The organism is Paenibacillus sp. FSL K6-1558, from assembly GCF_038002565.1.
Taxonomy (GTDB): domain Bacteria; phylum Bacillota; class Bacilli; order Paenibacillales; family Paenibacillaceae; genus Paenibacillus; species Paenibacillus polysaccharolyticus.
Map to the genome: position 1 here is coordinate 5,518,411 of NZ_JBBOCV010000001.1, position 12,360 is coordinate 5,530,770.

13 protein-coding genes are annotated in these 12,360 nt (G+C 40.6%); all 13 read left to right on the forward strand.

The features are described from left to right. Positions 1–736: 736 nt before the first annotated feature. Entirely contained in the window at positions 737–2,779 is a 2,043-nt protein-coding gene (locus tag MHI38_RS23785) for a B12-binding domain-containing radical SAM protein (RefSeq protein ID WP_341181770.1), read from the forward strand. Between the two features lie 134 nt (positions 2,780–2,913). Then, a complete protein-coding gene (locus tag MHI38_RS23790) occupies positions 2,914–4,023 on the forward strand; it encodes a tyrosine-type recombinase/integrase (protein WP_341181771.1) in 1,110 nt (369 codons plus the stop codon). A 170-nt stretch (positions 4,024–4,193) separates the two neighbouring features. Beyond that, entirely contained in the window at positions 4,194–4,556 is a 363-nt protein-coding gene (locus MHI38_RS23795; protein WP_123065224.1) for a hypothetical protein, read from the forward strand. Between the two features lie 594 nt (positions 4,557–5,150). Beyond that, on the forward strand, positions 5,151–5,693 hold the full coding sequence (locus MHI38_RS23800; protein WP_341181772.1) for a M23 family metallopeptidase: 543 nt from the start codon (positions 5,151–5,153) through the stop codon (positions 5,691–5,693). Between the two features lie 216 nt (positions 5,694–5,909). Further along, positions 5,910–6,521 (forward strand): alpha/beta hydrolase, encoded by a 612-nt coding sequence (locus MHI38_RS23805; protein WP_154887276.1) that lies wholly within the window; start codon positions 5,910–5,912, stop codon positions 6,519–6,521. Between the two features lie 172 nt (positions 6,522–6,693). Continuing rightward, complete coding sequence (locus MHI38_RS23810; RefSeq protein ID WP_186809582.1) at positions 6,694–7,461, forward strand: GNAT family N-acetyltransferase; 768 nt, start codon at positions 6,694–6,696, stop codon at positions 7,459–7,461. A 508-nt stretch (positions 7,462–7,969) separates the two neighbouring features. Further along, positions 7,970–8,839, forward strand: a complete 870-nt coding sequence (locus MHI38_RS23815; RefSeq protein ID WP_154887272.1) for a GNAT family N-acetyltransferase — start codon at positions 7,970–7,972, stop codon at positions 8,837–8,839. Between the two features lie 273 nt (positions 8,840–9,112). After that, positions 9,113–9,604, forward strand: a complete 492-nt coding sequence (locus MHI38_RS23820) for an NUDIX hydrolase (RefSeq protein WP_154887270.1) — start codon at positions 9,113–9,115, stop codon at positions 9,602–9,604. 54 nt (positions 9,605–9,658) lie between these two features. Then, a complete protein-coding gene (locus MHI38_RS23825; protein WP_341181773.1) occupies positions 9,659–10,147 on the forward strand; it encodes a hypothetical protein in 489 nt (162 codons plus the stop codon). Between the two features lie 45 nt (positions 10,148–10,192). Continuing rightward, positions 10,193–10,450 carry a GNAT family N-acetyltransferase gene (locus MHI38_RS23830; protein WP_341181774.1) on the forward strand — a complete coding sequence of 86 codons (258 nt, stop codon included), beginning with the start codon at positions 10,193–10,195 and terminating at the stop codon, positions 10,448–10,450. Positions 10,451–10,687: 237 nt separating this feature from the next. Further along, the gene (locus MHI38_RS23835; protein ID WP_341181775.1) at positions 10,688–11,455 is read left to right on the forward strand and encodes a nucleotidyltransferase domain-containing protein; all 768 of its coding nucleotides are present in this window, start codon (positions 10,688–10,690) and stop codon (positions 11,453–11,455) included. A 16-nt stretch (positions 11,456–11,471) separates the two neighbouring features. Continuing rightward, positions 11,472–11,891, forward strand: a complete 420-nt coding sequence (locus tag MHI38_RS23840; RefSeq protein WP_341181776.1) for a hypothetical protein — start codon at positions 11,472–11,474, stop codon at positions 11,889–11,891. Next, on the forward strand, positions 11,884–12,303 hold the full coding sequence (locus tag MHI38_RS23845) for a DUF7674 family protein (RefSeq protein ID WP_341181777.1): 420 nt from the start codon (positions 11,884–11,886) through the stop codon (positions 12,301–12,303). The genes MHI38_RS23840 and MHI38_RS23845 overlap by 8 nt, the downstream gene beginning before the upstream one ends. Positions 12,304–12,360 lie beyond the last annotated feature (57 nt).

Sequence of the window (12,360 nt, forward strand, 5' to 3'; positions counted from 1 at the left end):
AGCGCTCGTAGTAGAGGGCAGCGGACTTGCACTAGCCATAGGCGATGGGGCTGGGCGATATTTGACTAATGTGCCTGGATGGATGAGCATATCGGAGTGGATTGTGCGCTGAAACGTGAACAGAAACAGAATAGAACTAGATCATATGCAGATAAAGAAGTAGAACAAGAAGATAACGAACAAGATAAGAAGCAACACAAGGAGCACAATAAGAACCAGGACCAGAGCCAAGATCGGGATAGAAACGGATTCAAAAATCAGGATAAGTATCTCATAAAGTGTGTCCCTGCTGAGTAGACAAAACGAGAGAGATTGTCTTTCAAAGGGTGGACATGGACGCAAAAGGTGGCTAACGAGTGTGGATACAGTATATAGTGATTCTGATGGAATTAAGTCTATATATTGTAGTTTTTGTCGGCCGGGGAGTGTATGTGTTTTTAAAAGAGGTGTCCACTCTTTGAAAGACAAAATAGGAATTTGTTTATGAGGTGTGGACGATTATAACATAACTAGTTATTAGATCTTGTTAATAGCTCCTGAGCGTGTGTTGGTACTATTACGTGATGCGCATGTACTTGCGCGGTTTCCGGTGTGTTTTTGTGCAAGTGTGGCGAGAGATAAGGCTCGGACTTGCATTAGAGGTTTGTCTGAGCAGCATCCGGGGAAGGATGGCTGTGAAGCTTTACTTTTCCTCAAAAAATATGTGGTCTGGGTGTCCAGGCAAAGGTTGTGAACCATGAAGGTAATTTTATCGACTTTGAATGCAAAGTACATCCATACCTCGCTGGCGCTGCGGTGTTTGAAGGCGTACAGTGAGAAGGATTTTGATATTGAGCTCGCGGAGTATACGATCAAAGACCCAGTCATGAATATTGTGTCGGATCTGTACCAGCGCGGGGCGGATGTGATTGGGTTTTCGTGTTACATCTGGAACATTGAAGAGACGATTAAGGTGATTGATAATCTGAAAAAGGTTATGCCTGACGTGAAAATTTTGCTCGGCGGGCCGGAGGTGTCCTACGACACCGAATATTGGATGAACCGGATTCCTAATGTCGATTTTATCGTCATGGGTGAAGGGGAAGAAACGTTACATCAGCTTTTGACGGAGCTTGAAGGTGGCAAAAAGTTCCATTTTGTGTATGGACTGGCGTATCGCAAAGGAGAAGAGGTTATTCTCATGCCAGGGCGTCCGAAAGCGGACTTGAATGACCTGCCCTCGCCGCATCGATTTGAAGAGGATATCCCGGAACTCGGGAAGCGGGTTGTTTATTTTGAGACTAGCCGTGGCTGTCCGTTTAGTTGTCAGTTCTGTCTTTCCAGTATTGAAGTCGGCGTGCGTTATTACGATATCGAGCGGACGAAGTCGGATATTCTGTACCTGATCGAGAAGGGTGCGAAGCTGATCAAGTTTGTGGATCGTACGTTTAACATTAAACGGGATTATGCGATGGAGATGTTTAAGTTTCTGATCGAGAATCATCAGGGAACGGTGTTTCAGTTTGAAATCACGGCTGATATTATGCGTCCTGAGGTGCTCGACTATTTGGCAGAAAATGCGCCGCCGGGTACGTTCCGCTTCGAAATCGGGGTGCAGTCCACGAATGATCCAACGAATGAACTGGTGAAACGCCGTCAGAACTTTGCCAAGCTCAGCCGTACCGTTAATAAAGTCAAAGCCAGCGGCAAGATTGACCAGCATTTGGATCTGATCGCAGGACTACCGGAGGAAGATTACAATACGTTCCGCAAGACGTTTAACGATGTATTTGCTTTGGGGCCGGAAGAGCTGCAGCTCGGATTCCTCAAAATGCTTCGTGGTACGGGACTTCGTCTGGATGCAGAGAAGTACAATTATACGTATATGGATCACGCGCCGTATGAGATTTTGGGCAGTGACGTGTTGCCGTTCAGCGACATCGTACGTCTGAAACGCCTGGAGGATGTGTTGGAGAAATACTGGAACGCACACCGGATGGATCATACGCTGAAGTATCTGATGGAGCAGGAGTTTGATTCACCGTTTGATTTCTTCCAGGCCTTTGGCGATTACTGGGAGGGTCAGGGCTGGCAGAAGATCGGGCATCAGTTAGAGGATTTGTTCACTCGTCTTCACAGCTTCCTGGAGTCACGGAACACGCCGCATATGGATATCGTGCTTGGTCTGATGAAGCTGGATTATTTCCTGGGACATAAGTACAAGCCGCGTAAAATCTGGTGGGACGATGTTCTCCAGAAAGATCAATGGGCGGGCTATATGAAAACGTTGGCTGAACGTCCAGAAGACGTTCGATTGCCACGTGTTGCCGGTGCCTCTGGCTCGGCATGGCTGGAAAGCAGCGGCGCGAGTGGAACGGCCGCTGCGGGAACTTCGGCGGCTGCCGGAGAGGACACTGCCGCGGATGCGGCGGGTGTGATCGGCAGCCATGCCGGGGATGTTGCGTCGCTTGCAGCGCGGGACGCGGTGGAGTCCGCCGCGGATGGAGCGGCGGACATGGGGGACGGCAACGCTTCGCGTGCGTTGCCGATGACCTCGGCCATGACCGCACAGACGGTCATGGGTGCCCGTGCTTTCGCCGATCTGCGACTCGGCGAAAAGGAACTGCAGAAGCACGCCGTATTGGACGTGCTTCCGTTCCGGCTTGAGCGTGTGCTAGCTGGCGCCAGCCCGCTTGCCGCGAAAGGCCAGACGCTGCTGGTTGTCGTATACCAGCAGCACGAAGACCAGCAGGCGCAGTATTACACGCTGCCGCTGGGAGAAGAAGCCGCTGCGATGTAGGTGCAGCGACCATATTTCCAAAAGCATTGGAAGATCATTGGATTTCCTTACGGGATGAAGATGATCTTCCTTTTTTTTTATTTTCCAAATTCAATAGAACTCATATATCCAATTAAGCTGAAGGAGAATGTCGTATGAACAACCGAACAGAAGCCTCCATCATACTAACCAAAGGTTATGCTGATACATTATATGTGCAAATTCCATATAATACGGTGCACATTCAGCGCATTCGTCAGGTAACAGGGAGAAGGTGGGAGACTGATGCAAAACGCTGGATCATTCCCTACTCAGACGCATCTCTTCAGGAGTTTACAAAGCACTTTGATGCGCTAGATGTAGAGATTTCCCCGGAGTTGTGGGTAGAGAGTGAGCTTTTAAGGAACTGGAAGTTAAGTGGAGAGCAAACACAATGGAAGAGGGAGGAATTGCAGCAAGCTTTGAAGTTAAGAGGATACAGTCGCAAAACGATTAAAGCATACTGCAATCAGATAGAACGATTTGTGGCCAGTCTTCCTCAGATGGATACAGAAATCCATACATCTCATGTTCAGGCATATTGTTTGGATTTACTTGAGCGAGGAGTCTCCCATTCCAGTGTGAATCAGACGATTAGTGCGATCCGATTTTATTGTAAACATGTGTTACTTCATCCTGCTGAGTTTCAATATATACGTCCCAAAAAGCAGGTGAAGCTGCCCAATGTTATGTCCGAAAAAGAAGTTACCCTATTGCTGAAAGCTGTGACTAATCTCAAGCATAAGACAATCCTGTATCTCACTTATTCGGCAGGGCTTCGTGTCGGCGAAGTCGTTCGTCTACGCTATAGTGATCTGGATATTGATCGTCAGACGATTATCGTAAGGCAGGGAAAGGGTCAAAAGGATCGGAGAACTCTTCTCTCTCATCTTGCTTGGGAGATTGTACAGAAGTACATCGCCGAATATAAACCCGAGCGTTGGTTGTTTCCGGGACAATCATCAGATCGACATCTTACGGAGCGCAGTGTACAAAAGGTTTTTGAAGAAGCTAGACAACGAGCGGATATTGTAAAAAAGTGTAGCATCCATGCTTTGCGGCACTCTTTCGCTACACATCTGTTGGAAAACGGAACAGACCTGCGCTATATTCAGGAGCTTCTTGGTCATACGAGTGCACAAACAACGCAAAGATATACGCATGTTAGCACGAAAAATATTCAGCGTATTCAGAGCCCACTGGATCGGATGGACATGGGAGATTGATTATCTCAAACTTCTCCCTTTTTCACCAAATTTTTCTTCGCATATATCGCCCCGTAGGTTATCATATACGTAGTTCATATATTACGTTGAATGTGTGGTATTTACGAAGTACATAAATTAGATGTTATATGAAACCAGCTAAATACTAAAATAGAAAAGGGGCAACTTTAATGAAGAATCACACACGGGTAGCAGTAGCTTATATTGCGGGTAGGATTATTTCAAATGTTAAAGCAGGTTCTGTATATGATTACTCACAATCGAGATATATAAATATTGACGGAAAGATTGATGAGAGCAAGGTTGACGTATACGATTACGATAACAGTTGTCACATTTCAGGAAATAATAGAAGTTCAAAATACGATTTGTATCATTATGGTGACAGTCATCATATAGAATTAAAAATTAAAGGTATTCAATTCGAAGGTTATGATTATGGACAGTCTTGTCATTTTAGTGGTGAAGTAAAGAATAAATCAATTTCGGTATACGATTATGGAACTTCTAGCTATTATAATTACAGTATTTAGTAGGCTATTCGTTAATGTTGATGGCATCATACAACAATATATTTACACTGTAGGCATAAGTCTTTATTCCGGCATATGCCGGACATTCGATATGCATCGAGTCGTGAATAAAGGAACGTTATATGCAATCTGAAAGAATGGGAACGCCTGGAGAAAGAATAAGATGAAGAAGCGCCGAGTTACTTATCGGCGTTTTTTTGCTTAGGTAAGAATATTAAAAAATTAATGCGATCTACAGAGATGAGAACGATTAAAAAATAAAATCTATGCTTGAAAAAGGAATCACGAAGTTGCTTCTAGTCAAACAAAGCGAAAAAAGGTCGGAAAGAATTTTAAACCGAAGGAAATTTGAATAAGATTGAGGAAGAGCTAAAAAATCATTGGAGAAAGAGAGAAAGAAAGCATAGAATTAAAGAAGGAAAAAACAAATAAGATTAAGAGAATTTGGAAGGGTGCAGGCATCATATAACATAATATTCACGCTGTGGGCATCCGCCCTTGGTCCGACATCCGTCGGACACTCAGCATACGCTGAGTCGTGAATACAACAACGTTAGATGCAATTGGGGAAATAGGAGAAAGAAATCAGAGAGGATGAACACCTTGATTAATGATGTAATTATACACCCCGTTTATAAACATGCTTATTTTTGTGCGGAACATCCGGAAGGACAATTAACTGCTTTAGGCGATGCTTTAGGAGTAGATTGTGTAATACATAAGTTTATAGATGGATGGATGAGAACTTATAAAGGTGCAGGTTTGAATAACGAAGATTGGTACGGATGGGGAGCGGATGTTTTAGCACCATTTGATGGGATAGTAGAAGATGTATATATAAATGAAATTACGAATAAGCCAGGTCACATGAATTCTAGTAGGGCAGGAATGATACGTTTTTCAAGATCTGATGGAGTGAAATTATGTTACGCTCATGTAATGGATGTATGTGTACAAGTAGGTGAGCAAGTTAGATCGGGACAAGTAGTGGCTAAAGTGGGGAATAATGGATATTCACGTCACCCACATATTCATATTGGAGCTTGGAAAGGTGATGAGCCGAAACAGATTCGATTTGATCTTCGAGCAATGGGAATACAATACAGAGAATTAGGAGTAGAGAAGTATAGTATGTAATTCAAAGAAGCCCCAACAGCATATAACAAAACATTCACGCTTCGGGCCAGCTTTGCTGTCCCTTGGTCCCGGAAGCAGAGAGCAAGAAGCGATTGCCGGGACACATCTGCACCACCTAACCGCGTCGCGGCCAGGCCTACGGCCTTTAAGGTGGTGAGACGTCGTGAATGCGGAACGTTATACGAAATAACCCAAAACCAGAAAGGATAGTGAAAAATGAAATTAGAGATTTTAAATGTACCTTCATTTTGGGGAACCGAAATGAAACAAAAACACTATCAAGTTCATGAGGGAAATAAAAAATTAGTTGTTCTATTTCCTGGACAAAATTATCCATGTCACAAGCCTACCTTGCATTTCGCAGGAACTTCCGCTATTCAAAGTGGTTTTGACCTTCTGATATTAGAGTATGGTTATCAAGCTGCGCGAGCCGAACTGGATCATGATGATGTACAAAGAGTGGTAGAAGAAATTCATGAGTCGATTAAGCAAGTAGTAAATAAATATAATCAAATTGTTTTTATTAGTAAGAGTCTAGGAACAATAATAGCTGGGGAAGTTCATGAGAAACTTGATATGCCAATTAAACACCTATTTTTAACACCTATTAAAGATACTATTCGCTACGTCAATAAGTTCAATGGAGCAGTCATATACGGAACAAAAGATCAAGCATTTAGTGAAGAGTTGGCAAGCAAAATCAACGAAGAAAATGAAATTGTTAAAATCGCTAATGCTAATCATTCTTTAGAAACAAACGAAGTCGAAGAAAGTATTGAAATTTTGAAAAAGCTTGTAAAAATCTATAAAGATTTTTTGGGACAATAATTATTCAATAAATTAAAGAGTAACTTCGTATAACATAATAATTCTAGTTGCGTCTCCTTCGGAGTCTTGGTTTGCGAGAAGCATTTCGAAGAGGGATTTCAGCAGATAACCCCTTCGGGGTTCATGAATACAGGAACGTTATAAGAAATAGCCGCAAAGGGAGGAATAATTGGTGTTAGAATTAGAGAAAAATGAGCTCGAGACTGTTCGCTTTTTATGCAGCGGTATAAGTAATACAGTTCTTTTTGCGAGTATAGAAGGAAATATAGGAAGGGCATGGATTGACAGCAAGAAGGAGCCCACGTACTCCGTAATTGTTGCAGGAGATTTCGCATTTTTACTTGGAAGTGTCGAAGCTTTGAAAGAAGTAGATGTTCCATTGCGGTTTGTTCTTGAAGAATGCAGGGGGAAAATCATAATTACGAATGAGTTTTCTTGGATATCCCTTTTATCTCAACATTACTCGGATTCATTCCAAAAGTTTAACCGGTATTCCTTTAAGAAAGAATCGAATTTCCAAGTAGAACAATTAGAAGAGAACATAAAAATGATAGATACTGCATTCAAAATCGTACCCATAGATGAACATATTTACCCAATGGTACTGCAAGATCCCTTTATGGCAGATTGTTGTTGTTTCTTCTCTTCCATAGAAGAATTTGTGCAGCATGGAATTGGATTTGTTATCCTCAAGGATAATCAGATTATTACCGGTGCTTCTTCTTATACTTATCATGAAGGGTGTATTGAAGTTACAATTGGGACACATCCCTTGTACAGACGCCAAGGTTTGGCACTAGCTTGCGCATCAAGATTGATTCTTGAGTGCCTAAGTCGAAATATTCACCCAAACTGGGAGGCAGCCAATTTAGAGTCAGTTGCTCTTGCAGAAAAATTAGGTTACAAATTGGAAAAAGAATACGAAGTGTATTCCATATAAACAGTCACACTACGGGGACTGCGTTAAGATAACAGGACGGCGGTAGTTGAGTGTTGCAAAGAAAATAATTGTAGGTACTTCAAAGAAGGCGGATACATCGTGTAACAATATATCTACGCCGCGTCGCTATTGCTCCTTGGTTTGCGCGAGGATTTTCGAAGAAGTCGATTCCGGCAGGCACTCCTGCAAGGCTAAGTGGCGGAGCGCCCATTCGCTTTGCTCCTTTAAACCTTTCGGGTTCATGAATACAACAACGTTATAGGAAATCATCGTAAATATTAACATCAATTAAACACCTATTGATATTAAAATTCTCAAATGAGTAGCAAAATCGCAAAGCACTTAATTATCCTGAAAACATTGATTATTCTCTTGATAAAATTAATAATGTATACATAGCTTATCAAGGAGGCGTTCAAATGGTAATCATGAATAGTCGGACAGAAATTAGAGGGATAGCGCCTACTCGTCCATAAACTGCGTGTTTATTTCTTAATGAGGGCAACCAGTGAAAGAATATCAAATTATAAAAATGAATGACTTTTCAAATGAAAAGATCAATCAAATTAAGATGCTAGAACAGTTGTGCAAGATATACGATAACTCAAGTTTGAGGGTGGGGATCGAAAGCCTTAAAGAGATTGATGGAGATCATGCTTTTCTTTGCCACCACGAAGATCAGTTAGTCGGTTTTCTGAGTTGGTATTCATCAGATGGGATGGAAGCCAATATTAATAGTATGGTTCATCCGCAATCCCGCCGTTCTGGTGTTTTTCGGGAATTACTTCAAAGGGCAACGGCGGAGATGCAAATGCAGGGTATTCGTACTTGCCGTTTCAGAATTCCATCAAACTCTGAGTCAGGTATTAATTGTATAACACATTTAGGGGCTAGCTTTAGTTCATCCGAATTCTCTATGACCTTCAAGGGCATAGAAGATAGAGAATTATGTGTTGGGGACGTTAATCTGCGATTGGCTGAAGAACAGGACTTAGAGTTTATGATTACGTGTTTGTCTGAGGCTTTTGGAGATTCCGAGTCTTGGACTAGGGAATATCTGAGCCATACTAAAGAGTCATCACGTATTACGTATATTGCTATGGACCGTCTGACACCCTTAGGCATGATTAGAGTGAATTGTCTTCATACGAATACTGCCATTATCCATGATTTTTGTGTGCTTCCTGCATTTCAGGGGAGAGGGTATGGCCGTGACATTCTTTCGAAGGTAGTTAAGTTCTTGCAAAATCAAGAGTACTCTCCAATCCGCTTGAGTGTAGTTACTCAAAATAGACGTGCATTAAGTCTGTATCAGTCCATAGGATTCGATGTGTCTGCCGAATCTCTTTATTATGTGATTCCTATGGATAACCTTTAGTTGATTACGATAGGAAAAGAACGGGATACAAATTTAAAATTTTTATGGTACATCAAAGTATCAAAGAAAACGCTAAAATCCTATAAACTAGTGTTCACGATGCAGGTTTATCACCCTTGATTGTCAGATGCTAATCATGGAAGGAAGCTCAGACAACAAACGATCCAGCCTAAGATAAGAGCTATCTATGGTTGGGTCATTTTTTAATACAGGAATGTTATGCGAAGCTACTGTAGTATCACTAGAGATCGACATAAAAAAGGAGAATGCTTGATGTTCTATGTTAATGCAAGAGCAATTGTCGAACGTAAAGGAGACGATAATACGGAAATAATCATACAGACCCGAAATAAAAAGAATGAGGAATCATTAGAATTGCCAGGTGGAAGATTAGAATTATTCGAATCCATATTAGATGGTCTGAGGCGAGAAGTTTTCGAAGAAACAGGTTTGACTGTTATTGAAGTGGAAGGTAGTCAAAAGCGTATAGATACACGTGGGATTAATCCCGATTTTGAAGTTGAGTGTCTAGAACCTTATTGTGTATATCAAACAATAAAAGGTCCAGTTGATTCTATGGGGATGTATTTTATATGTAAGGTTGATGGCAATCTCTTAGAAGTAGGAGATGAAACTACAAATATCAGATGGGAAAATGTTGAAGAAGTCTATAACATGATGATAGAAGATCAAAAACAGTTTTCAGATGTAGATCGTGCTGGGTTGAAGTACTATTTAAAACACAGATTTGGAAAGCAAATCTAAACAGGCAACATCGCATAAAAATGTCACGCTTGGCTACTGAGGTGAATGTATCTAATGATAAAATTAAATGTAAAAATAATGATCTTGATCTTATTTTTAATTTTGCCTGCCTGTTCGCCCAATAATGAAAAAGATCCTTCTAACTCAATCTTTCAGGTTGGAATAGATGAAATTGAAAATGTTAAGGTCAACAAACCCTTTCAAATCGTAGGGTATTTGAAAAATTCATCGAAAAAGAAAGTGGAGATATCTCATGGCTCAGGTATGTTTAGTTATGAGATTTATAATGAAGCTGGCGAAAGAATCCTTCCAAACGGAAATGTGTTATTAGAACACGCTATTGGCTATCAGGTGGAGATTCGTTCTGGTGAAGAATATAGAAATAATGGACAAAAACAAAGAAGTAAGGAATATTATGAATTCGTTATCCACCAGCCAGGCAATTACAAAGTTAAAACGAATGTCGAATTTATGATGAATAATGATGGCAAACAAAAGAAAATGAGCTTATCGAGTGAATCCAAAGAATTCAAAGTGCAGTAGAGGATTGCAGGGAATCTCAACATAAATTTAGCGGAGGTGATTTCAATGGAAGTACAAATACTCAAAAAACAAATTAGTGTAGAAGATTATATGAATCTGAGGGAGATCGTGGGTTGGGGTAATCCTGATAATATAGAGGCCATCGAACGTGGATTAAAGAACACTTTATATTCCATCTGTATAGAGGTTGAGGAGCAGACGATAGGATATGGAAGAATCGTGGGCGACGGTGGGTTTACTTTTTACATACAAGATATTATCGTGTTACCTTCCTATCAAAGGCTAGGTTTAGGCAATAAATAATGGCGGAACTGATGGAGTATATTACAAGTACGTATCCGCCAGGAAGTTCAGTCGGACTCATGTCGGCAAAAGGTAAAGAGGATTTTTATAAGAAATTTGGATTCATGGAGAGACCCAATGAAAGTTATGGTGCAGGAATGATCCAATACTTAAAGAAACCATAGTAGAGGCATGTCAAGCAAGAGAAATTCACCGGACACATAGCTGAAAGAAGTTCTTAGTTTAGGAGGAATTCATATGATATTAGAAAAAGTTATAAATCAAATCACCATACAAAGTGAATATAAGGATTTGGTTGATACGTATGTAGAGCATATCCTGAACGAATTCAAAGATAAGATTCATAGCATTTATATGTGTGGCTCGATTCCCAAAGGAACGGCTCAACCTTATAAGTCAGATGCAGACTTTACGATTGTATGTGCAAAACCCGAAGATATTGATTACGAAAGATTGTCGAATATCAAGGATAAGCTTTTGGAAGAATACCCGTTTGTCACTAAGATGGATACAATCATTTGCTCGATGGATGATGTATTAAGTAGGCCGAATGATTGGGGTTTTTGGGTTAAAATCATTTGTGTTTGCATACATGGGGAGGACATTGGTGAAAAAGTACCCCCGATCATCATTTCTCCGGAATTCATCTTAGACTTAAATACAGATACCAAGGAGGAAGTGGATCGTATACATCGTTCACTTGCTAATGCTAGTGATGACGCGCTGAAAACTAGATATACTAAAGGTTACTCGAAGCGATTACTTCGTGCATTATACTCATTGATTATCGAAGATACAGGGATATGGGAAGACGACATAACTAGGATGAAAAATGCTATATTAGACTATTGCGAGATTGACCCCGCTTTAGTTGAATATCTGTATGCTTGTTACTTGGATAGTTGTCATGTACCTGTTGAAGAGTTTCTAAGAAATGCAGAGGAAGTATATCGCTATTTCGAGAATGCCTTACATACAATGGCTGCTTTCAGAAATTCAAAATGAATGTGAGGTGGGACAGATGAAGGAGGCTACTCCTAAATATGTTGAACAAGCATCCATGGAAAGTCTCATACAAAAGTTGAATCTGCCGCCACTCACTCCATTTTCACAGGACTGGGAGTATACGTCGGCTGATGCATCTAGATTAGATGAATTTATTACGTATTACGAGAATCATCAATTAAACGACAATGAGAAATTTACACTGATGATCATTATGATCTCTTCATTGGATGACTACCTTTCCGAAGGAAAAGGAATGGATGGTCACAAACTATGGAATAGAATAAAACAAAATCTACGTAAAGATTATGAGTTACATATCCATACCATTAATTACTGGTCTCAAGATGAGAGCGATCTGGAAGATTGTTTTGCAGTCACACCCTATGTTAGAGAGATGCGAACCTGGAACGAAGGTGAATACGACAATGATTGAAAAAGAAGAAATCATGGACAGGTTATTAATAGCCGTGCCCTCCTATAAGGATAGATATGAACGGTACATCCAAGAGAACTATGAACTTGGGGAAGCGAAATTGATCTATGTCGATATAAGTGACTTCGTCAAACATGTTATTGAGTGTTATCAACGTAAAAACACGGATGAATTCGATGCACTATTCGAAGTCATTGAAGAGCTTCATACGAATGGAGATTCATTTGTTAAAGAATTTGCTACAGTCGGTATTCTGGAATCATTACAGAACCAATTATCGGATAAGAAAATTGAGTATAGTGAAATTGAAAAATGTTTAAAACCAGAATCAAAACGATGGTGGAATCATGTAATTGATTATTGGAATGGGAAGACTCCATACATAGGAGGACCGATTAAGGAACAATCATAATTTTCTGGATGTTGGTGATTTTGAAGCAACCCTAGAATCATTCAAAAGCCCGAAAAG